Origin of the sequence: Burkholderia sp. SRS-25 (assembly GCF_004343765.1) — a bacterium.
In the GTDB taxonomy this organism is placed as follows: domain Bacteria; phylum Pseudomonadota; class Gammaproteobacteria; order Burkholderiales; family Burkholderiaceae; genus Burkholderia; species Burkholderia contaminans.
Map to the genome: position 1 here is coordinate 369,460 of NZ_PTXM01000004.1, position 21,609 is coordinate 391,068.

At 67.8% G+C, this 21,609-nt stretch carries 20 protein-coding genes; 6 read left to right on the forward strand and 14 right to left on the reverse strand.

Annotation, left to right across the window (positions count from 1 at the left end):
* Positions 1–190: 190 nt before the first annotated feature.
* The 3 genes from C5O79_RS06310 to C5O79_RS06320 form a co-directional block, all read right to left on the reverse strand.
* Positions 191–2,080 (reverse strand): amidohydrolase, encoded by a 1,890-nt coding sequence (locus C5O79_RS06310; RefSeq protein ID WP_122478915.1) that lies wholly within the window; start codon positions 2,078–2,080, stop codon positions 191–193.
* 19 nt (positions 2,081–2,099) lie between these two features.
* Positions 2,100–2,267, reverse strand: a complete 168-nt coding sequence (locus tag C5O79_RS06315) for a DUF1427 family protein (protein ID WP_039362659.1) — start codon at positions 2,265–2,267, stop codon at positions 2,100–2,102.
* 166 nt (positions 2,268–2,433) lie between these two features.
* Complete coding sequence (locus C5O79_RS06320) at positions 2,434–3,120, reverse strand: hydrolase (RefSeq protein ID WP_046546706.1); 687 nt, start codon at positions 3,118–3,120, stop codon at positions 2,434–2,436.
* A gap of 306 nt (positions 3,121–3,426) precedes the next feature.
* Between C5O79_RS06320 and C5O79_RS06325 the strand changes: the two genes are divergently transcribed.
* Both C5O79_RS06325 and C5O79_RS06330 read left to right on the forward strand, forming a co-directional pair.
* On the forward strand, positions 3,427–3,708 hold the full coding sequence (locus C5O79_RS06325) for a XapX domain-containing protein (protein ID WP_047852778.1): 282 nt from the start codon (positions 3,427–3,429) through the stop codon (positions 3,706–3,708).
* 151 nt (positions 3,709–3,859) lie between these two features.
* Positions 3,860–4,768: a LysR family transcriptional regulator gene (locus C5O79_RS06330; protein WP_131931260.1), complete on the forward strand. Its 909-nt coding sequence runs from the start codon at positions 3,860–3,862 to the stop codon at positions 4,766–4,768.
* Between the two features lie 261 nt (positions 4,769–5,029).
* Here C5O79_RS06330 and C5O79_RS06335 read toward each other — a convergent pair whose 3' ends face one another.
* From C5O79_RS06335 to C5O79_RS06345, 3 genes are read right to left on the reverse strand one after another with little or no spacing between them, the layout of a single operon-like run.
* A complete protein-coding gene (locus C5O79_RS06335; protein WP_131931290.1) occupies positions 5,030–6,508 on the reverse strand; it encodes an alginate export family protein in 1,479 nt (492 codons plus the stop codon).
* Positions 6,509–6,522: 14 nt separating this feature from the next.
* Entirely contained in the window at positions 6,523–7,476 is a 954-nt protein-coding gene (locus C5O79_RS06340) for a glyoxalase (protein WP_046546702.1), read from the reverse strand.
* Between the two features lie 52 nt (positions 7,477–7,528).
* Complete coding sequence (locus tag C5O79_RS06345) at positions 7,529–8,266, reverse strand: YoaK family protein (RefSeq protein WP_131931262.1); 738 nt, start codon at positions 8,264–8,266, stop codon at positions 7,529–7,531.
* Positions 8,267–8,805: 539 nt separating this feature from the next.
* Between C5O79_RS06345 and C5O79_RS06350 the strand changes: the two genes are divergently transcribed.
* Positions 8,806–9,948 carry an FAD binding domain-containing protein gene (locus tag C5O79_RS06350; protein ID WP_124494078.1) on the forward strand — a complete coding sequence of 381 codons (1,143 nt, stop codon included), beginning with the start codon at positions 8,806–8,808 and terminating at the stop codon, positions 9,946–9,948.
* On the opposite strand, the gene C5O79_RS06355 is transcribed toward C5O79_RS06350, so the two are convergent.
* The 6 genes from C5O79_RS06355 to C5O79_RS06380 all read right to left on the reverse strand — a co-directional run bounded on the left by C5O79_RS06355 (position 9,876) and on the right by C5O79_RS06380 (position 13,571).
* The gene (locus C5O79_RS06355; RefSeq protein ID WP_047852783.1) at positions 9,876–10,145 is read right to left on the reverse strand and encodes a hypothetical protein; all 270 of its coding nucleotides are present in this window, start codon (positions 10,143–10,145) and stop codon (positions 9,876–9,878) included. The genes C5O79_RS06350 and C5O79_RS06355 overlap by 73 nt on opposite strands.
* A complete protein-coding gene (locus tag C5O79_RS06360; RefSeq protein WP_131931264.1) occupies positions 10,142–10,432 on the reverse strand; it encodes a DUF4148 domain-containing protein in 291 nt (96 codons plus the stop codon). The genes C5O79_RS06355 and C5O79_RS06360 overlap by 4 nt, the downstream gene beginning before the upstream one ends.
* A gap of 173 nt (positions 10,433–10,605) precedes the next feature.
* Positions 10,606–11,355, reverse strand: a complete 750-nt coding sequence (locus C5O79_RS06365) for an amino acid ABC transporter ATP-binding protein (protein ID WP_039362646.1) — start codon at positions 11,353–11,355, stop codon at positions 10,606–10,608.
* Positions 11,342–11,992, reverse strand: a complete 651-nt coding sequence (locus C5O79_RS06370) for an amino acid ABC transporter permease (RefSeq protein WP_131931266.1) — start codon at positions 11,990–11,992, stop codon at positions 11,342–11,344. The genes C5O79_RS06365 and C5O79_RS06370 overlap by 14 nt, the downstream gene beginning before the upstream one ends.
* Positions 11,989–12,675, reverse strand: coding sequence for an amino acid ABC transporter permease (locus C5O79_RS06375; protein ID WP_039362643.1), 687 nt, complete (start codon positions 12,673–12,675; stop codon positions 11,989–11,991). The genes C5O79_RS06370 and C5O79_RS06375 overlap by 4 nt, the downstream gene beginning before the upstream one ends.
* A gap of 89 nt (positions 12,676–12,764) precedes the next feature.
* Positions 12,765–13,571 carry a transporter substrate-binding domain-containing protein gene (locus C5O79_RS06380; RefSeq protein WP_039362642.1) on the reverse strand — a complete coding sequence of 269 codons (807 nt, stop codon included), beginning with the start codon at positions 13,569–13,571 and terminating at the stop codon, positions 12,765–12,767.
* Between the two features lie 467 nt (positions 13,572–14,038).
* Here C5O79_RS06380 and ansP point away from each other — a divergent pair, with 467 nt between their 5' ends.
* Positions 14,039–15,529, forward strand: coding sequence for an L-asparagine permease (ansP, locus tag C5O79_RS06385; RefSeq protein ID WP_046546695.1), 1,491 nt, complete (start codon positions 14,039–14,041; stop codon positions 15,527–15,529).
* 71 nt (positions 15,530–15,600) lie between these two features.
* Here ansP and C5O79_RS06390 read toward each other — a convergent pair whose 3' ends face one another.
* Together C5O79_RS06390 and C5O79_RS06395 are read right to left on the reverse strand one after the other, a co-directional pair.
* Positions 15,601–15,915: a DUF4148 domain-containing protein gene (locus tag C5O79_RS06390; RefSeq protein ID WP_122479120.1), complete on the reverse strand. Its 315-nt coding sequence runs from the start codon at positions 15,913–15,915 to the stop codon at positions 15,601–15,603.
* A gap of 236 nt (positions 15,916–16,151) precedes the next feature.
* On the reverse strand, positions 16,152–16,619 hold the full coding sequence (locus C5O79_RS06395) for an MEKHLA domain-containing protein (protein WP_047852786.1): 468 nt from the start codon (positions 16,617–16,619) through the stop codon (positions 16,152–16,154).
* Positions 16,620–16,888: 269 nt separating this feature from the next.
* Between C5O79_RS06395 and C5O79_RS06400 the strand changes: the two genes are divergently transcribed.
* On the forward strand, positions 16,889–20,128 hold the full coding sequence (locus tag C5O79_RS06400; RefSeq protein WP_122478905.1) for an efflux RND transporter permease subunit: 3,240 nt from the start codon (positions 16,889–16,891) through the stop codon (positions 20,126–20,128).
* 48 nt (positions 20,129–20,176) lie between these two features.
* Positions 20,177–21,592 carry an efflux RND transporter periplasmic adaptor subunit gene (locus C5O79_RS06405; RefSeq protein WP_131931268.1) on the forward strand — a complete coding sequence of 472 codons (1,416 nt, stop codon included), beginning with the start codon at positions 20,177–20,179 and terminating at the stop codon, positions 21,590–21,592.
* The last annotated feature ends 17 nt before the right edge of the window (positions 21,593–21,609 follow it).

Sequence of the window (21,609 nt, forward strand, 5' to 3'; positions counted from 1 at the left end):
CGTGTCGCCCTGGCGGCGCATGCCGCCATTTGCCTGATCCGACATATTGCGAAGGCAGCAGCCCGCTCCATCCACCTTCTTCGTAGATGGAGCGGGCTCATCGCTTTATCCCGGCCGTCGTATCGTCACCGAATTGCGGGACGACTGCCAGCCGGGTCCCGCCTAAGCCGCATCGGTCAGCGTCGCCGTATCAGACCGCCCAGCACGAGCAGCCGAACGCGCCCCAGAAGCCCTTTGCGTCCGACGTCGGCAGCGCACTTGCCCATGCGCTCGCGTGCGCGTGCTGGTGAACGTTGCACGCGTTCGCGCAACCGCACATCGCAGCGGCGGCCGCCCGTTGCAGCGGCGCGCCGGCGCGCTGCGTCGCGCCCCAGCCGCCATAGCCGCCGAACTCGCGCACGGGCGACCAGTCGGGCATCGCCGGCGGGATCGGAGCATCGTACGACTGGAACGGCCCCGCGCCCCACACGATCTTTCCGTCCACGACCGTCAGCAGAGCAGTCGTGCCGGCGATGTCGTCCTCGGCACACGCGAAGAAATCGCGATCCGGGACCACCAGGTCGGCAAGCTGCCCCACCGCGATGCGCCCTTTCTTGCCCTCTTCGTTCGAGAACCACGTCACGTACTCGGTCCACATGCGCAGTGCCGTCTCCCGATCGAGCAGGTTGCGCTGCGGGTACATCCGCAGGCCGCCGACCGTCTTGCCGCTGACGAGCCATGCAAGCGACACCCACGGGTTGTACGACGCGACGCGCGTCGCGTCGGTGCCGGCCGAGACCTTGAGGCCTTTCGACAGCATCTTCGCGACCGGCGGCGTCGCTTCGGCTGCCTGCGCGCCGTAGCGCTCGACGAAGTATTCGCCCTGGTACGCCATCCGGTGCTGCACCGCGATGCCGCCGCCGAGCGCGGCGATCCGGTCCATCGATTTCTCGGTGATGGTTTCCGCATGATCGAAGAACCAGTTCAGCCCGTCGAGCGGGATGTCCTCGTTCACCTTTTCGAACACGTCGAGCGCGCGGCTGATGGTCTCGTCGTAGGTCGCGTGCATGCGCCACGGCCAACGGTTTTCCGCGAGCACGCGCACGACGCCCTCGAGATCATCCTCCATCTGGTCGGGCAGGTCCGGGCGTGCCACCCGGAAGTCTTCGAAGTCGGCCGCGGAAAACGCCAGCATCTCGCCCGCGCCGTTATTGCGGAAGTAGTCGGTGCCGTCGTGGTACTTGACGCTCTTCGTCCAGTTCACGAAGTCTTCCTTCTCCGCGTTCGGCTTCTGCGTGAACAAGTTGTAGGCGATCCGGATCGTCATCTCACCCGTGTCGTGCAACTTGCGGATCACCTCGTAATCGTCGGGGTAATTCTGCGAGCCGCCGCCCGCGTCGATCACGCCCGTCACGCCGAGCCGGTTCAGCTCGCGCATGAAATGGCGCGTCGAATTGTATTGATACTCGAACGGCAGCTTCGGGCCCCTCGCGAGCGTCGCGTAGAGGATCGTCGCGTTCGGGTTCGCAAGCAGCAGGCCGGTCGGGTTGCCGGTGGCATCGCGGACGATGGTGCCACCCGGCGGCTCCGGCGTGTCCTTCGTGTAGCCGACGACACGCAGCGCGGCCGCGTTCAGCAGCGCGCGATCGTACAGGTGCAGGATGAAAACCGGGGTGTCCGGCGCGGCGGCATTGAGTTCGTCGATCGTCGGGAGACGTTTCTCCACGAATTGATGCTCGGTGAAGCCGCCGACCACGCGGACCCACTGCGGTGCGGGCGTCACGGCCACCTGGCGCTTGAGCATTTCCATCGCGACCGCGAGCGAGGGCACGCCGTCCCAACGCAGCTCCATGTTGTAGTTCAGGCCGCCGCGAATCACGTGGCAGTGGTTGTCGATCAGGCCCGGCAGTACGCCACGGCCGCCGAGATCGACCACCTTCGTCGCGCGGCCCGCGAGCGGCATCACGTCCGCGTCGCTGCCGACGGCGACGAAGCGGCCGGCGGCAATCGCGACAGCCGTCGCGACGGGGTTCGCGCGGTCGAGCGTCGTGAATCTGCCGTTGTGCAGGATCAGATCCGGCTGGGTCACGGTTGCGGTCATATGCATCACCTCTAATTGATCAGAAGCCAAGCAGCTGTTTCACGGTGGGCAAGGCTTGCACGCCGATCAGCATGCCGAGCAACCCGACCAGCGCAATCAGCGGCGGTGCGGGAGAGCGAACCTTGATGGCGCTGTAAATCACACCGATCAGCAGGCCCGCACCAAGGGAAACCAGATAAGGTTCCATGCGATGAATCTCCCGGAAAATTCGAATGCAAGGGCCGTCTTCCAATCAGCCTGCTGCGGGCGGCATGCGTGTTTCGATCACGTCCGCCACCCGCGCAATGAAGCCAATGCGGCGCGTTCGAATCGAACCCGCCGCACCGGCTTTAGCGATCGCTGGCCCTCTGCGCTTACTTCGCCGGAACGGGCGCGATCGACTCGTGCGGCGTCGCGGTGCGCGGCGCGGCCTTGTGGACCATCGTGTACGCGTAGTCGACGCCCATCCCGTACGCGCCCGAATGCTCCTTCGCGATCGCCATCACGGCGTCGTACGTCTCGCGGTGCGCCCAGTCGCGCTGCCATTCGAGCAGCACCTGCTGCCACGTGACGGGCACGACGCCCGCCTGCACCATGCGCTGCATCGCGAAGTCGTGCGCAGCCTGCGTGGTGCCGCCCGACGCGTCGGCGACCATGTAGATTTCGTAGTCGCCTTCGAGCATCGCGCACAGCGCGAACGTCGTGTTGCAGACTTCGGTCCACAGGCCGGACACGATCACCTTCTTGCGGCCGTTAGCGGCCAGCGCGTCGCGCACCTTCTGGTCGTCCCACGAATTCATCGACGTGCGTTCGAGCGTCTTCTGGTTCGGGAACACGTCGAGCAGCTCCGGATACGTGTGACCGGAGAAGCTGTCGCTTTCGACCGTCGTGATCGTGGTCGGGATGTTGAAGACCTTCGCGGCCTTCGCGAGCCCGACGACGTTGTTCTTCAACGTCTGGCGATCGATCGACTGCACGCCGAACGCCATCTGCGGCTGCTGATCGATGAAGATCAGCTGGCTGTTGTGCGGGGTAAGTACTTCAAGCTTCGGGTTGCTCATGGCGGTGATGTCCTTTGACGCAGGGAGAAATGAGGCTCGCCGGGCCGACGAATCCGCGACGCGTCGAACGCGCTGGTCGGAAGGCTCGACAGCCGGCCACCATCATTCAACAGGCTAATGAGCGACCACACCAATTAATTGTTCTGATTCTCGCGACCTTCATGAATCCAGGCTGAAAAGATCTGAATTTCATTGAATGGACCCACAACGAACATGCAGAACTGATAGGCTGACCCAGGAAATTCGGATCGACGCCAGATCGGTAGTTATCCATATTTTTTACTGTCGTCTCGCCATTTCAAACCTATGAAACCGTACTCTGCTTCGCTGTTCGCCGGCATCCTCGCCGGCATCGTTTACGCGCTGATCGGCGTGCAATCGCCGGCGCCGCCCGCCGTCGCGCTGGCGGGCCTGCTCGGCATCCTGGCCGGCGAACAGATCCTTCCGCTCGCGCGACGGATGTTCGGCGGAATCCGGCTGGGAACCGCATGGCGCGAAGCGAAGTGCAGCCAGCACATGTTCGGTGCGCTGCCGGGCGCCCATGCGCCTGACGCTGCCGCGAAGCGCCGCGAATCGACGCCGACGTGATCCGAAGGCTCCAGCGAATGCGACCGGGACGGCCGGGGCGCTTGCGAGTGCGTCAAGACGTTCGTCGATGAACCGCATCCAAACGGGATCGGATACACCGCAGTCAGCCTGAAGTTGGCCGCCCGATGTCTCTTTCGCAGTGAGATTCGACATGAAGCTGTCCTTCGAAGCACTCGAGGCACTGGACGCGATCGACCGCACCGGTACGTTCGCCGACGCCGCGGAGTTGATGCACCGCGTGCCGTCCGCACTGACGTACCTCGTCCAGAAGCTCGAGAGTGACCTCGGCGTCGCGTTGTTCGATCGCAGCGGGCGTCGCGCCAGGCTCACGCACGCGGGCCGCGTGGTCGTCGAAGAAGGCCGTCGGCTGCTGCGCGCCGCCGAACAGCTGGAACGCAAAGCGCAACGCGCGCAGCAAGGTTGGGAAACAGAGGTCCGCATCTGCATCGCGGAGATCCTGCCTTTGGACACGATGTGGCCATACGTGCACGCGTTCTACGACCTTGAAATGGACACGCGGCTGCGACTGTCCACCGAAGTGCTCGGCGGCACCTGGGATGCGCTCGTTTCGCGGCGCGCCGATCTGGTCGTCGGCGCAGCGGGTGAGCCCCCGGAGCTGCCGGACATCGTGGCCCATCCGATCGGCACGCTCAGGCACGTATTCGCGGTCGCCCCATCCCATCCGCTCGCCGCCCTGCCCGAACCGCTGTCGATGTCGTCCGTCGTCGCGTATCGCGCCGCGGTGATCTCCGACACGTCCCGCGAACTGCAACCGCGCTCGGTCGCCGTCGATGCCGGGCAAGCGTATCTTGCCGTGCCGACGCTCGCCGCGAAACTGGCCGCGCAATGCGAAGGACTCGCGGTGGGCACGCTGCCGGACTGCATTGCAACGCCCGCGATCGCGCAAGGCAGGCTCGTCGCACGTGAGGTCACAGGCATGCGCGACACGACCCATTGCTATATCGCGTGGCGTGCCGACGAGGCTGGCCGGGCGCTACATTGGTGGGTCGAGCAACTTGATCGCCGGGACCTCGTCGACCGGCTCACCGCGCCGGCGTGACGCCGCGTTTTCTGCGATCGCCCGACGGCAGCGCCATTGGCTGCCCGGACGATGTCTCGGGCGACGTATGACGCATGCTCCGCATCCGATCGGCACGCCGCCCCGACATTCGCCGAGATCGGGGCCATTTGCGACTTTTCCTGTTCCGATCAATAGCGTCTGAACGACGCATTGGCGCAGGTCGTGGGGCTACCTGCCCCGTACCTGGCGTCGTTCGGTCACGCGCGCGCCGCCCTGACAGAAGCGGCGGCGCGCGCCGCGTTACCAACCGAACTTCGCTTCCACGCCGACATAGTCGGCATTGCGCGCGCCCAGCGCGCGAATCGAATCGGCAAGCTGGAAGTGCACCGCCTCGACGGCCAGGGCCGTGTTCGCATTGACGAGCCAGTCCACGCGAGCCTGCGCGTACATCCCCGTCCACGAGCCGCCCTTGCCCGCCGTGCCCGGCACGGCCGACATGCCCTGCCCGTAGATCGCATCGGCCGTCGTCTGCCGCCACTGGAAGCCGACGGCGGTGAGCACCGTGACCGAGCTGGCGGGCTTGAAGGTCAGCGAAGGCTTCACGTGGATCAGGTTGCTGTATCCGGTGTAACCGGCGAGCGTGAAGTAATAGCCGTTCGGAAACATCGGGTTGAACGTGCCGACGCGCCGATCGCCCGGGTGAGCATCGCCCGACGCGCCGTCGATCTGGATGCCGATGCGCGGCGTGCCGGCCGTCTTCGCGAACGTATAGCCGCCCAGCGCGCCGAACGCCCACGCGCCCACCGTGTCCTGCCCGACGTGGCCCGTCTGCAGCATCGCCTCGACGTCCCAGTCGAGCCCGTCGGCCTTGCCCGCGTAACGCATGTCGAACACGTCGCGCCGCTCGGTGCCCGACGCATCCGGAAAGCGCGCGTTGTCGCGCGTGTAGCGCGACCAGTACGCGGACAGGTCGCCGGGCCCCGTGCCGTTGCGCTCGACGCGCACGCCGTCGAATCGCAGGTGCCGGTTCGACACGTCGTCGAACGCGGCCGCGTCGCGATACTGCACCGGGCGCGTCACGTAGCCGATCAGCCGCCACTTGCCGATTTCGTAATCGGCCCACAACGCGTCGAACGCCTGCCGCACGTTCGGGCCGTCGCGCACCGACACGAAGCGTTGCAAGTCGAACGCCATCTCCTGCCGGCCGACCCGCGTCTTCAACGTGCCGGGGCCGATCTGGTCCACATACGCGACGAACGCCTGCTCGATGTCGAGCTGGTCCTTGTCGACCGGGCCGACCGTATTCTTCCCGAACGGCCGCGCATCGACGAACTGCACGAACGCCTGCAGAAAGCCGCGATAGCGCAGGTCCGCATGCACGTTCGTGCGCTGGATCACGTAGTTGTCGTCGTGCGCGGAGCCGAGGCCGAACAGCGGCGCGTTGTTCAGCTCGAAACGCTCGCGCAGGTTCACGCCGAGCGACAGGTAGGTCGACGGGTCGTCGCCGAGCGGCACGTATTTCAGTGCGTCGAACGGCTTGCGCGGCACGCACGGGTTCGCGAGCACCGACCAGTCCTCCTGCCAGCGGTTGAACAGCACGGTCGGACGCTTCGCGGTGCACGACACGGCGGTGCTCGCGGCCGCCGGCGCCTGCGGCTGAGCGGCTGCGGCTGCGGCTGCGGCTGCCGGCGCATCGGCACCGGCCGCCGTCCCGGCATGCAGCGCGACGCCGCCGGCCAGCACGACACCCGGCAGCGTGCCGCGCCACGATGGTTTGATCGGCCGGCGCACCGTTATTTCGACCGTGCGTGGATCTCGGCGACGTAGCCGCCCGGGAACTGCACGAGCGCCGCGTCACGGCCGTCCGACGTGAACGGCGGCACGAGCACGGTCACGCCGGCTGCCTTCGCCTTCTCCAGCGTCGCGGCCAGGTCGGCGACTTCATAGCCGGTCATCTCGCGCCCGAACGGGTAAGGCAGATGGCCGTCCGTCGCGAGCACCGTCATCTTGCCGAAGCCCGATTCGATACGAATGCGGCGGTACGTGTCGTTCGGCCGGCCGATCTCGATGCCCGGCGCCTTGCGCACGTCCGATACGATCTTGCCGTGCGAGAACGCGGCGAAGTCGTGCGCGAGCTTGCTCGCGCGTTCCGGCGACACGTACACGCGGTTTTCCGGCACCGTCTGCAGCGGGTCGTAATTCGGCGCCTGCGTGTGCCAGTACAGCTGCATGTTCACGCCGCCCGGCCAGCTGATGATCGCGTCGCGCCCGATCGGATCGGGGAACGTCGCGACGACCACGTCCGCGCCATGCGCACGCGCCGACTTCACGGCCATGTCCATGTCGGTCACCAGATAGCCGGTGCGCTCCTCGCAGAACGGATACGGGATCGGCGTCTTGAAGCCGAACACCGAGATCGTGCCGACCGGCGTGAGCACCAGTTGCGACATCGTCTGGCTCGGCGTCGGCGTGACCTGGAACACGCCCTGCTTCGACTTCTTGCCGCCGAACGTCGCGACGAAGCTGTCGGTGAAGCGGTCGAAGTCTTCCGGCGCCACGCACACGTGCGTCGTGTCGTACTGCGGGCCGACCGCCACCGCCGGGAAGCGCGCGGCGGCCGGCTGGCGCGCCGTGTCGTCCAGATGCGTTTCGTCGGCATGCGACGGGGCGGCCGCCAGCAACGCGGCGAGCATTGCCGTCGACGCGGTCGTCATGCGCAGCACGTGGCGCAGGTTCAGTGAAATCATCGGGTTCTCCTTGAAGGTGGCGCGCGGCGGCACGCTGCGCGCGAAAACGGGTTCAGCGCGAGGCCTGCAGCTCGGCCGCGCGCGCGGATCGATACGTGAGAAAGCCCAGCACCGCGAGCGGCAGCGCGAGCGCCCAGAACGCGGCATACAGGTACGCAGTCGCGCCGGCGCCCGCGCCGAGCGCGAAACCGGCCACCGGCGGCAGCGTGCGCTGCAGCCGCGCGCGGGCGGCGTCCCGTTCGGCCGGCGCGGCGATCGGCACGAGCCAGTCGAATGCATCGATGACGGCCTGCGTGACGTTGCCGGTCATCACCGTGTTGGCGACCACCGAGCGCGCGGTCAGCCGGCCATGCGCGTTCTGCACGCCCATCGCCGCCGCGCCGAGCAGCCCGCAGACGATCGTCGCGGGCGCGTCGGCGCTGCCGATCGGCGACGCCGCGATCCCCGCGAACATGAAGCCGGCGAGCAGGATCGCCTGCAATGCATACAGCGAACAGGCACGCGCGCCGTGACCGCGCACGCGCATCCGGTGGTCGAGCAGGCGCGCGGCCACGATCCCGACGATGAACGCCGGAAACGCGAGCCACTTGATCAGCAGCCCCTGCCCGACCCCGGCCAGGCCCGAGCCGATCAGGATGAAGTTGCCGGTCACATGGGCGGTGAAGAGGCCGAACAGCGCGACGAAGCCGAGCGTGTCGACATAGCCTGCGATCGACGCGAGAAAGACGTCCTCGCCGGGCAGGCGATCGGGCGCGGCCGCACCGGCGGCCGTTACTTGTCCAGGTTGCATGTCGTGGTTTCCGTGGTTTTGCCGGCGCAGCCCGCGTCCTGGACCTGTGCGGCCGGCGGTCGCACTTGCGCCGGCACGAACGGGATCGCGTGCTCGCCGGGCACGATGCCTGGACGGACGGCGCCCGGCCCATGCGGCGGTTCGGTAGCAAGACTAGGGGACGCGCACCTGAAAGTCATGGCGGCAAACTGAATTCTTCTGAAGCAACGCCAGTGTCGGAAGCTCGGCGCAACGCGGCAATCGAACGGGTCTGGAGCCTGCACGCGAGCCTCTTCCGTCTCGGCACGCGCAAGTGGGTATGCGGATTGCCGGTGCCCGACGATCTCGACGCCGAAATCGAACGGCGGGTCAACGCATTCCTGAACGGCACGCCGGCCGCACCGCAACACGTGGCATCCGGCTCATCCGCCACCCCCGCCAAACGCCGCCGAGGACGAGCGGCGGCGCACGCGTCACGCTGTCACCCAGGCCGCTTCAGAACGATTCAACCGCTGCGTCCGGTGCTTGCCCTATGCTCGACCATCATCGGGAGACATCGGATGGAACACGGATCGGGCCGCAAGGCCGTCATCGTCGGCGGGTCGGTCGGCGGGCTGTTCGCCGCGACCGCACTGCGCGCAGCCGGCTGGGACGTCGGCGTATTCGAGCAATCACCGCACGACCTGGACAGCCGCGGCGGCGGCATCGTGCTGCAGCCGCCGATCGAGCGGGCGTTCGCATTCGGCAACGTACCGCTGCCGCGCGAGGCCGCCGTCGATTCGATCGACCGGATCTACGTCGATGCGCACGACCGCATCGTGCAACGCTTCGCGATGCCGCAAACGCAGACCGCGTGGAACGTGATCTACACGGCGTTGAAGCGCGCGCTGCCGGCCGGCGTCGTCCGTGCGGGCGACGCGTTCGAGCGATTCGAGCAGGACGGCGAGCGCATCGTCGCGCATTTCGCGAGCGGCCACGCCGAGACGGCCGACCTGCTGATCGGTGCGGACGGCGGCCGCTCGGCGGTGCGTGCACAGTTGATGCCGGACGTGCGGCCGACGTATGCGGGCTATGTCGCCTGGCGCGGGCTCGTCGACGAGCGGGTGCTGCCCGAACAGGTGCTGTATCTGCTGCGCGAGCGCTTCACGTTTCAGCAAGGCGACGCGCACCTGTTCCTCACCTATCTGGTGCCCGGTGCGGACGGCGCGACCGAAGCAGGCAAGCGGCGCGTGAACTGGGTCTGGTACCGGCGTCTCGCGTCCGACCGGCTGCGGTCGCTGTTCGTTGCGCGCGACGGCACGCAGCGCGACGGGTCGCTGCCGCCCGGCGCGATGCGCGACGACAACCGCGCGGAACTCGTCGACGCCGCTGGCCGGATGCTCGCACCGACGCTCGCCGCGCTCGTCGACGCGACACCCGCGCCGTTCGCGCAGGCGATCCAGGATCTCGCGGTCGACCGGATGGCGGTGGGGCGTGCGGTGCTGCTGGGCGACGCCGCGTGCCTCGTTCGCCCGCACACGGCGGCCGGTGTCGCGAAAGCGGCGGACGACGCGGTCGGCCTCGCGCAAGCGCTGCGCGAAGTCGGCCACGACCGCGGGTTCGACGCCGCGCTGGCGGGTTGGGACGCGCGTCAGCGCGCCGCGAGCGCGGTGATCGCCGCGCGCGGCATCGCGCTGGGCGCCCGCTTGATGGGCGCGGCCTGAACGTGGGCCGGCCGCGCGTCGGCGGGCCGGCGCAGCGTTTCGCTCGACGGGTCGAGCGCGCGCAGCACGCTGGCACGCCCGCCATCGTCGTCGGGCAGTTGCGGCTGGCCGCGCGCGGCGGCCGGCGCGCCATGGGCCGCGAGCAACGCGGCGAGCGCCAGGCCCGCCGCACGTGCCGATACGGTGGCCCCCTTCATTGCGCGCTCGCCGTCGAGACGGGCGCCGCCGCCGGCGTTCCCACGCTCGCCGTCGCGGTGCGCGGCTCGCCGTGCGCGATCGCATACAGCTCGCGATTGCGCGCGACCGTCTGCGTGCTCGGCGGATAGTCCCAGTTCGACGTCGGCAGCGTGCCGTCGCGCTCCGCCTGAATCAGGCCGGCGACCACGTCGGCCCGAGTGAGCGCATGGTCGGCGGTTTGCGCAAATGCGGCGATGGGTGCGCTCAGTGCGCAGGAAAGCAGGACTGCACGAATCAGGTTGTTCATGACGTTCACCTCTCGAGATGGCGTGTTCGCGTCCGCAGATCAGGCCGGACATCCGCTCCGCATCGATGCGATGAGGAGTGGTGTCCATTCTGCGATTCGCGCGCTTTCCGGAAGGTGAGGCTTCGATTACGGTCCTGTCATCTGGTCGCGGCCCGGCCGCACGGCCGTGTCAGTCAGCGCGTAGCCGTTTCCGGGTTCCGCACGCTGCCCAGGAACCGCGTCAATTCCACCGTCTGCGGACGCTCGAAGATCTCGTCGGCCGTCCCGGTCTCCCACACGCGCCCCTGGTGCATGAACACGATCCTGTCGCTCACCGCACGCGCGAAGTTCATCTCGTGCGTGACCATGATCAGCGTCATGTCCTCGCGCGCGAGCTGCTCGATCACGCCCAGCACCTCGCCGACGAGCTCGGGATCGAGCGCCGACGTGATTTCGTCGCACAGCAGCACGCTCGGCTTCATCGCGAGCGCACGCGCGATCGCGACGCGCTGCTGCTGGCCGCCCGACAGGTGTTCCGGAAACGCGTCGAACTTGTCGCCGAGGCCGACGCGCTCGAGCATCAGCTCCGCGATCGCGCGCGCCTGCTGGCGGTGCGACTTCTTCACCACCGACTGCGCGAGCATCACGTTCTGTCCGGCGCTCAGGTGCGGAAACAGGTTGTATTGCTGGAACACCATGCCGACCTTCAGCCGCAGCGCACGCAAGTCCGCATGCCGGGCGTCGACGCGTTCGCCGTCGACCGAGATCGTGCCCGCATCGATGCTCTCGAGCCCGTTGAGCGTGCGCAGCAGCGTGCTCTTGCCCGAGCCGCTGCGGCCGATGATCGACACGACCTGCCCGCGCTCGACGGACAGATCGATGCCCTTGAGCACATGATGGGTGCCGAAGTTCTTTTCGAGACCCCGGGTTTCAACGAGCGGCATGCCATCTCCTTTGCAACGTGCGCGCATAACGGGTAAGCGGATAGCAGAGCGCGAAATAGATCAGCGCGACGAGGCCGTACACGACGAACGGCCGGAACGTCGCGTTCGAGATCGCGATACCGGCCTTCGTCAGCTCGGTGAAGCCGATGATCGACACGAGCGCCGTATCCTTCACCGCCTGCACGCCGAAGCCGACCGTCGGCGCGATCGCGATGCGCGCGGCCTGCGGCAGGATCACGTGACGCAACTGCTCGACATAACTCATCGCCAGGCTGGCCGACGCCTCCCACTGCCCTTTCGGCACCGCCTCGACACAGCCGCGCCAGATCTCCGCCAGATAGGCGCTGGTGAAGAACGTGAGCCCGGCCGTGGCCGCGACCCACGGCGAAACGTCGAGCCCGACGAGCGGCAGCCCGAAGAACACGATGAACAGCTGCATCAGCAACGGCGTGCCCTGGAACACTTCGATATAGAGCTTGGCGACGCCGCGCAGCGCCGTCGAATTCGACACGCGCATCACGAGCAGCCCGAGGCCGACGAGGCCGCCCGTCACGAACGACACGAGCGACAGCACGATCGTCCAGCGCGCGGCCAGCAGCAGGTTCGCGAGAATCTGCCCGAACGTGAAATCGGTCATCGCGCACCTCGCACGCGGCGGGAGAACAGGCGGCGGCCCATCGCGCCGAGCGTGGCGCGCATCAGCAGCGCCATCGCCAGATACGCGAGCGTGATCACGAAGTACGTCTCGAATGCGCGGAAGTTGCGCGACTGGATGTAGCTGGCCGCATAGGTCAGATCGGCCACCGAGATCTGCGACACGACCGCCGAACCGAGCATCGTGATCACGATCTGGCTCGACAGCGCGGGAAACACCTTGGCGAGCGCCTGCGGCAGCACGACGTGGCGCAGCATCTGCGCGCGCGACATCGCCAGCGCGGACGCCGCCTCGAGATGCCCTTTCGGCACGGCGGCCACGCCCGCGCGCACGATCTCGACCGAGTACGCGCCGAGGTTGAGCGTCATCGCGAGGATCGCGGCCGTGTATTCGTCGATGTGCACGCCGAGCGCCGGCAAGCCGAAGAAGATGAAGAACAGCTGGACGACGAACGGCGTATTGCGAATCGCCTCGACGTACGCGCCGATCAGCGGGCGCAACCGCACGGCCGCGCGCGCGTCGGCACTGTACGCGGCCGCGCCGAGCACGCCGACGGCCACGCCGAGCACGGTCGCGACCGCCGTCAGCGCGAGCGTGATCGCCGCGCCGCTCGCGAACACGCCGGCGTAATCGGCGAGTTCGCCGAATTGAAGCTGGTAGCTCATGGGAAGCGGATAAATTCGGGTTCGGACAACGACACGCGCCGCGCCGGGCATCCCGGCCGCGGCGACGTGTCAGGCTGCACTGCGATACATCACAGCCCGGCCGGCAGCGGCTGGCCGAGCCACTTGCGCGACAGCTCGCCGAGCGAGCCATCCTGCTTCGCATGCGCGATCGCATCGTCGATCTTCGCGAGCAGGCGCGGTTCGTTCTTGTTCACGCCGACGAAGCACGGCGAATTCTTGATCACGAACTTGACCTCGGGGCGGCGCGGCGGATTCTTCGCGAGAATCGCGGCCGCGACGATGTTGCCGGCCGCGATCAGTTGGACCTGCCCCGACAGGAACGCCTGGATCGTCGCGTTGTTGTCCTCGAAGCGCTTGATCGTCGCGTTCGGCGCGAGCTGCGACAGCGCGATCTCCTCGAGCGCGCCGCGCGTCGCGCCGACCGTCTTGCCGGTGAGGTCGGCGGGCGTGCTCACCTTCACGTCGGACGGCCCGAACACGCCCTGGAAATACGGCGCGTACGCGCTCGAGAAATCGATGACCTTCTCGCGCTCCGGCGTCTTGCCGAGCGACGAGATCACCATGTCGACCTTGTTGGTCGTCAGGTACGGAATCCGGTTCGCACTGTTCACCGGCACCAGCTTCAGCTTGACGCCGAGCGCCTTGGCAAGGAGTCCTGCCATGTCGATGTCGTAGCCCTGCGGCTGCATGTCCGTGCCGACCGAACCGAACGGCGGATAGTCCTCGGGCACCGCGACGCGCAGCGTGCCGTTTTTCGCGATGGTGTCGAGCGCATCGGCGTGGGCCGGCGCGGCGGCGAACAGCGCGATCACGGGGGCGGCAAGCAGCGCAGCCAGCCAGGTGCGTCGGGGGAACGGTCGGGTCGTCGGGCTCACGGTGAATCTTCCTTGTCTGGTATGTCGTCGGGCAGCGCGCAACCGTTGCGCGGCCGACACCACACCAGCAAAAACCGGGCCATCGCCGTGAAACGCTTGCCGAACCGGCGCGAGACGGCAATTTCGGCGACCTTTCGGCAAGCCGGATTCCTCATTTCGGTGCATGAGCCGGCGCCGTCGGTAACGATTGCCCCCGCAGCGCGCGCCGGCGCACCAAATTACCTAACCGGTTCACCCGGCGCCGAAACCCTATGCATGGATTCGAACAGGCCCAGTCCAAATTTGCATTCCGTTTGTGACCGGAATTACGGCTGAATACGTTCGCGACGTACCGTGCCTTTCGTCACGTCCGACGAATCGCCATCAGGACGGGCGCGCCCGATTGCGCGCGCCGGTCCCGGTACCGGTGGTCCCGATCGTCCGCGATCGGGATGAATCCAATCCCATCCGTGCGCGAGGATACCGTCATGGCATCGATTCCCGACCCGTCGACAACCGGCGAAACCGACAAACGCAGCTGGCTCGAATCGCACGAAGCCGGCTATCACAAGACCCTCGGCAATCGACAGGTGCAGATGATCGCGATCGGCGGGGCCATCGGCACCGGGCTGTTTCTCGGCGCCGGCGCCCGGCTGCAGGCCGCCGGCCCGGCGCTCGCGATCGTCTATCTGGTCTGCGGCGCGTTTTCGTTCCTGATCCTGCGCGCGCTCGGCGAGCTCGTGATGCATCGCCCCAGCAGCGGCAGCTTCGTGTCGTACGCACGCGAATTCCTCGGCGAAAAGGCGTCGTTCGTCGCAGGCTGGATGTACTTCCTGAACTGGGCGATGACCGGCATCGTCGACATCACCGCCGTCGCGCTCTACATGCATTACTGGGCGCCGTTCGCGGCCGTGCCGCAGTGGATCTTCGCGCTCGTCGCGCTGTGCATCGTCGCGACGATGAACCTGATCGGCGTGAAATGGTTCGCGGAAATGGAGTTCTGGTTCGCGCTGATCAAGGTCGCCGCGATCGTGCTGTTTCTCGTGATCGGCGCGGCGATCCTCGGCACGGGCATGCCGGTGGCCGGCCATGGCACCGGCCTGCATCTGATCACCGACAACGGCGGGTTCTTTCCGCACGGACTGATGCCGGCGCTGGTGCTGGTGCAGGGCGTGGTGTTCGCGTTCGCGGGCGTCGAACTGGTCGGCACGGCCGCCGGCGAATGCAAGGATGCGCGCAAGGTGCTGCCGCGCGCGATCAACAACGTGATCTGGCGCATCGCGATTTTCTACGTCGCATCGGTCGTTCTGCTGGTCTGCCTGCTGCCGTGGAGTGCGTACAAGGCGGGCCAGAGCCCGTTCGTCACGTTCTTCGGCGCGCTCGGCGTGCCGGGCATCGGCTCGGTGATGAACCTGGTGGTGCTGACGGCCGCGCTGTCGAGCCTCAATTCCGGCCTGTATTCGACGGGGCGGGTTCTGCGTTCGCTGTCGATGGGCGGCTCGGCCCCCGCGTTCCTCGCGCGGATGAGCGGGCAATCCGTCCCGTACGCGGGCATTCTGGTGACGGTCGCGATCTATGTGGTCGGCGTGCTGCTCAACTATCTCGTGCCGTCGAGCGTGTTCGAGATCGTGCTGAACATCGCGTCGCTCGGCATCATCAGCACCTGGGGCTTCATCGTCGTGTGCCAGATGAAGTTCCGCGCCGCGGTCAGGCGCGGCGACGTGGAAGACGTATCGTTCAGGATGCCCGGCGCGCCCGTGACGTCGTGGCTCACGCTGCTGTTCCTGCTCGGCGTGCTGGTGTTGATGGCATTCGACTACCCGAACGGGACGTGGACGATCGCATCGATCCCGCTGGTCGCGCTGCTGCTCGTGGCCGGCTGGAAGTGGCTGAGCCGTCGCGCGCGCCGCGCGTTGCTGAAGCCGACGATTCCGTCGATCGCGCTCACGCAGAACGTGCTCGAGAAGGGCGACAACTGACTCGCTGCGGCATGCGTGCCGTCCGTTGAAGGAACCGCCGCCGGGCTGCGGACGGCGGTCGACAGCCGCGTTCAGTGATGCTCGTACAAAGCCTGCGTGTCGAGCGACGCGAGCGATGCGAACGACGGCGCAGCGGTCTTGGCGGCAACGCTCGGCCGTGCGGCGGCCGATTGCGCTTGCTGCACGGCGACCTTCGCCTCGGCGGCCTGGATGTCTTCGGGATAGTTCGGATCGTTACTGATCGGCCGATAACCGGCCTTTTCGACGCGGACGAGATCGGCGCGCACGTCGGCCCGTGTGAGCGCATGGTCGGTGGTTTGCGCAAATGCGACGATCGGTGCGCTCAGTGCGCAGGAAAGCAGGACTGCACGAATCAGGTTGTTCATGATGTTCACCTCTCAAAGATGGCGTGTTCGCGTCCGCAGATCAGGCCGGACATCCGCTCCCCATCGATGTGATGAAGAGTTGGATTCATTCTGCGATTCGCGCGCTTTCCTGAAGGTGAGGCTTCGATTACGGTTTTGTCATCTGAGCGCCGGCGCGCGTCGTGGGCGGGCCGCCCCGGTTCGCCGGACATAGCGCGGGCCCGCGACGCGACGCGCATGCCGGTCGATCGCCGCGTTCATGCGGGCGCGTCGAGCGGCCGTACTTCCGGAATCATCGCGGCCTGGCCGTGCACGATTCCGTCTGCGTCCATGAGCTGCCACACGGTCGCGCGTTCGATCCAGAACCGCTTGCCGGACTTCGTCACCCGCACGCCGCGGTATTCGGACACGAAGCCATCGCGCATCACCTTGTCGAGAAACACCTGGCGCTCGTGTCGCTCCATCGGCTCCGCCGACAGACGGGACGGCAACGCCGTCAGTTCATCCCAGTCGTATTCGAAAATCGCCTGCGCGCGCCTGTTGCCGTACACGAACACCGGATCGGCCGACGTGTCGTGCGCGAGGATGCCGAACGGCGCCGCATCGTACAGCCACGCGGCGCCGTCGGATGCGCTCATGCCGTCGGGCACGAGCGGCCGGTTCACGAGCCGGCGATACGAGTCGGCAAGAAGGTGGAAGAAGTTTGCATCGGTGCGCAACGACATCGGTCTGGCTCCTGAAATCGGCGAGATACGCGAATGAGCGAAGGTTTGCCGCCGGACATTATATGGACGAAGCGGCGCACCGCCGTCGGCGGCGACGGTTCGGCCCGCCCGCATCGCGCCGCGCGGCCCGCCGCACGGCCGATGCCGCCGCGCCGGCGCAGATAACGGTTTCGTAATCTTCGAGTCAGGGTCGGGTCAACGCCGCGCCGGCAGACTGCGTGCTCATCGCATCGAATGCGCGTCCATTCCCCGCTTCGAGGAGCACCATCATGTGGATCGTCCGGCTGGCGTTACGCAGGCCCTACACGTTCGTCGTACTCGCGCTGCTGATCTTCATCGCGGGGCCGCTCGCGCTGCTGCGCACCCCCACCGACATTTTCCCGAACATCGACATTCCGGTCGTCAGCATCGTCTGGTCATACAACGGCTTCTCCGCCGAAGACATGGCCAAGCGCATCACGTCGAACTACGAACGCGCACTCACGTCGGACGTCGACGACATCGAGCACATCGAATCGCAATCGCTGAACGGCGTGTCGGTCGTGAAGATCTTCTTCCACCCCGGCGCCGACATCAATCGCGCGATCGCGGAAGCCGCGAGCAACGCCGCGTCGATCCTGCGCATCCTGCCGCCCGGCACGCTGCCGCCGAACATCATCACGTACAACGCATCGACCGTGCCGATCCTGCAACTCGGGCTGTCGAGCAACACGCTCGCCGAGCAGCAGCTGTACGACCTCGGCAACAGCTTCATCCGCACGCAGCTCGCGACCGTCCAGGGCGCGGCCGTGCCGCTGCCGTTCGGCGGCAAGATCCGCCAGATCGTCGTCGATCTCGACACGCGTGCGCTGCAGGCGAAGGGGCTCGCGCCGATCGACGTGGTGAACGCGATCAACGCGCAGAACCTGATCCTGCCCGGCGGCACCGCGAAGATCGGCACGCACGAGTACGACGTGCAGATGAACGGCAGCACGCAGACGGTGGCCGCGCTGAACGACCTGCCGGTGAAGACGATCGGCGGCAATGTCGTCTATGTGCGCGACGTCGCCCACGTGCGCGACGGCTACGCGCCGCAGACCAACATCGTGCGCGTGGACGGCAAACGCGCGGCGCTGCTGACCGTCGAGAAGACGGGCAGTGCGTCGACGCTGACGATCATCGACCAGGTGAAGGCGATGCTGCCGAAGATCGCGGCCGGGCTGCCGAAGGCGCTGCACATTTCGCCGCTCGACGATCAGTCGGTGTTCGTGAAGGCGGCGGTCCAGGGTGTCGTGCGCGAGGCGCTGATCGCCGCATGCCTGACCGCGCTGATGATCCTGCTGTTCCTCGGCAGCTGGCGCGCGACGCTGATCATCGCGGTATCGATCCCGCTCGCGGTGCTCACGTCGCTGCTCGCGCTCGCCGCGCTCGGCCAGACCATCAACATCATGACGCTCGGCGGACTCGCGCTCGCGGTCGGGATCCTGGTGGACGACGCAACCGTCGCGATCGAGAACATCACGCATCATCTCGAACTCGGCGCGCCGCTCGAGGACGCGATCCTGACCGGCGCGGGCGAAATCGCGGTACCGACCTTCGTGTCGACGCTGTCGATCTGCATCGTGTTCGTGCCGATGTTCCTGCTCACCGGCGTCGCACGCTACCTGTTCGTGCCGCTGGCCGAAGCGGTGATCTTCGCGATGATCGCGTCGTACTTCTTCTCGCGCACGCTGGTGCCGACGCTCGCGATGGCGCTGATGCGAGCGAAGGGGCAAGGCCGGCCGCCGCGCGGCGTGTTCGCCCGCCTCGCGCGTTTCCAGGCCGCGTTCGAACATCGCTTCGAAGCCGTCCGGCTGCGCTATCGCGCGCTGCTCGCCGCGGCGATCGCCCGGCGCCGCCGCTTCGCGGCCGCGTTCCTGCTCGCCTGCGTCGCATCGACCGGCCTGTTCGCGTTCGCCGGCCAGGACTTCTTTCCGTCGGTCGATACCGGCGAGATCCGCCTGCACCTGCGCGCGCCGACCGGCACGCGGATCGAGGAAACCGCGCGGCTCACCGACGAAGTCGAAGCGAAGATCCGCGGCCTGATTCCGGCCAACGAACTGGCCGGCGTGCTCGACAACATCGGCGTGCCGGTGAGCGGGATCAACCTCACGTACGACTCGTCCGACCCGATCGGCACCGGAGACGCCGACGTGCTGATCACGCTGAAGCCGAACCATGCCTCCACGGCCGCGTACGTCGCGAAGCTGCGCAACGTGCTCGCGCAGTCGTTCCCCGGCGTGTCGTTCGCGTTCCTGCCGGCCGACATCGTCAGCCAGATCCTCAATTTCGGGCTGCCGGCGCCGATCGACATCCAGATCGTCGGCAACAAGCTCGACCAGAACCGCGCGGTCGCGAACGCGCTGCTCGCGAAGCTGCGCGGCGTGCGCGGCCTCGTCGACGCGCGCATCCAGCAACCCGGCGACGAACCGGCGATCGACGTGAACGTCGACCGCACGAAGGCGATCCTGGCCGGGCTACAGCAGCGCGACGTCGCGCAGAACCTGTTGATCGCGCTGTCCGGCAGCTCGCAGACCACGCCGAACTTCTGGCTCGATCCGCGCAACGGTGTCAGCTACCCGGTGCTCGTGCAGACGCCGCAATACACGGTGAATTCGCTGCAGGCGCTCGCGAACGTGCCGCTGCCCGCCGGCACCGCCCGCGCGCCGCAGACACCGGCCGGCGGCCCGGCGGCCGGCGCACCCGCGCAGAACCTGCTCGGCACGCTCGGCAGCTTCTCGCGCACGACGCAGCAGGCCGTGGTGTCGCACTACAACGTGCAGCCGGTGCTCGACCTCTTCGCTTCGGTGCAGGGGCGCGACCTCGGCGGCGTCACCGCCGACGTGACGAAACTCGTCGACGACGCCCGCGCGCAGCTGCCGCCCGGCTCGTCGATCGTGCTGCGCGGCCAGGTGCAGGCGATGCACGAGTCGTTCGCGGGCCTGCTCGGCGGCCTCGTGCTCGCGATCGCGCTCGTCTACCTGCTGATGGTCGTGAACTTCCAGTCGTGGCTCGACCCGCTCGTGATCGTCGGCGGCCTGCCCGCGTCGCTCGCCGGCATCGCGTGGATGCTGTTCGTCACGCGCACGACGCTGTCCGTGCCTGCGCTGACGGGCACGATCCTGTGCATCGGCATCGCGACCGCGAACAGCATCCTCGTCGTGAACACGGCGCGCGAACTGCTCGCCGGCGGCGCGCCGCCGTGGCAGGCCGCGCTGGACGCCGGGTTCAGCCGCTTCCGCCCGGTGCTGATGACCGCGCTCGCGATGCTGATCGGGATGCTGCCGATGGCGCTCGGCCTCGGCGACGGCGGCGAGCAGAACGCGCCGCTCGGCCGCGCGGTGATCGGCGGGCTCGCGTTCGGCACGGTGTCGACGCTGCTGTTCGTGCCCGTCGTGTTCGGCTTCGTCCATGCGTGGCTCGACCGGCGTCGCGAGGCCGCAGCCGCACGGCGCGCGCAGCCCGCCTCCGATACGCCGGCGCTGGGCTGATCGCGCCGCCGCCCTTCCATCCGATTCGTCCAACCTCGAGCCCACATCATGAACGACTCGATCGAACCCCTCGCCCCGCCGGCCGCCGACGCGGCTCACCCTGCCGGAAGCGCGATCGAACGCGCGGCCGTACCGCCCGGCTCCCGCGATGCGGCGCCCGACGCACCGCACCGCCGGGGCACCCGCCGACTGACCGTGTCGCTTGCCGCCGTCGCGCTCGCCGCCGCGCTGCTCGCGATCGGTATCGTGCCGCGCATCGATGCGCGCGCCGCGCAGCGCGCGCAGGTGGCCGCGCAGCAAGCGCTGCCGGTATCGGTGATCGCGCCCGGCACGGCGCCCGCCGACCAGACGCTGACGCTGCCCGGCTCGGTGATGCCGTTCGCGGAAGCGTCGATCTATGCGCGCACCAGCGGCTACATCGCGCACTGGAGCGCGGATCTCGGCGCGCACGTGAAGGCCGGCCAGCCGCTCGCGCAGATCGCCGCGCCCGATCTCGATGCGCAGTTGCGCCAGGCGCACGCCGACGCGGCAACCGCGCAGGCGAACTACGACTATGCGAAATCGACCGCGCAGCGCTGGCAGGACATGCTGAAAACGCAGTCGGTGTCGCAGCAGGACACCGACACGAAGGTGGCCGACATGAACGCGAAGCGTGCGATGCTCGCATCCGCGCAGGCGAACGTCGCGCACCTGAACGAACTGGTGTCGTACGAAGCGGTCAGCGCGCCGTTCGACGGTGTGATCACCGCGCGCAACGTCGATGTCGGCACGCTCGTCACCGCGGGCGGCACGCCGGGCAGTCCGGGCTTGTCCGGCGAACTGTTCCATCTGGAGCAGACGGGCACGCTGCGCGTGTTCGTCGACGTGCCGCAGGACAGCGCGGCCGACGTATCGACCGGCACGCCGGTCTACCTGACCACGCAGCAGTATCCGGGGCGGCGCTTTGCCGCGCGCGTCGCTCGCACGGCCGGCGCGATCGATCCGGTCACGCGCACGCTGCGCGTCGAAATCGACGTGGACAACGCCGACGGCGCGCTGCTGCCCGGCGCGTATGCGCAGGCGCACCTCGTCGTCGCGAGCGCCGCGCCAGCGCTCGAGCTGCCGGTCAGCGCGCTGCTGTTCCGGCCGGACGGCGTGACGGTGGCGACCGTCGCCGCGAACGGGCGCACGGCGCTCAAGCGCGTGCAGATCGGGCGCGATTTCGGCACACGCGTCGAGATCGTCTCGGGGCTCGCGGCAGGCGATCGCGTGATCGACAACCCGGGCGATGCGATCACGGCTGGCGAAGTCGTGAAGATCGTGTCGATGGCGCACGCCGCGGCACCGGTCGCGGCTTCGCCGGTGCAAAGCGCGCAACCCGCGCCCGTGAGCGGTGCGGGCGGCGTGCCGCCGATGCGCACGAGCGGCGCAGCACCGGCCGCGCAGGCCGCATCGACACCGGTCTCGGCGCCCGCACGCGGCTGACCTATCGAAAACCCCTG